Consider the following 252-nt stretch of genomic DNA (forward strand, 5'->3'; position numbering starts at 1 on the left):
ATCGTGGAGCCCGCGCTCGACGCCTGGCGGCACGGGAAGGTGCCGCTCGACGAGTACCCCGCCGGATCGCGCGGTCCGTCGGACTGGCCGGACGAGCGCTGAGGCGGGTCAGCCCGACTTGCGGCGGAACTCCCGCTTGCCGCCGGCCTTGTTGTGCGCCTCGTGCACGGCGCCGTCGCCGTCGAGATGCCCGGGGCGGTCGTGCTGCTGCTGCTTCTTGCGATCGAGCGCCTCGCGGAACTTGCGCTTGGT

Annotated in this window: 1 protein-coding gene; it reads right to left on the bottom strand. The window is 72.6% G+C overall.

Annotation, left to right across the window (positions count from 1 at the left end):
* Positions 1-108: 108 nt before the first annotated feature.
* On the bottom strand, positions 109-252 hold a 144-nt coding region (locus FJ658_RS16485), incomplete at its 5' end, for a DUF5302 domain-containing protein (protein ID WP_181408517.1).

It is taken from the genome of Schumannella sp. 10F1B-5-1 (genome assembly GCF_006517535.1).
GTDB lineage: Bacteria > Actinomycetota > Actinomycetes > Actinomycetales > Microbacteriaceae > Schumannella.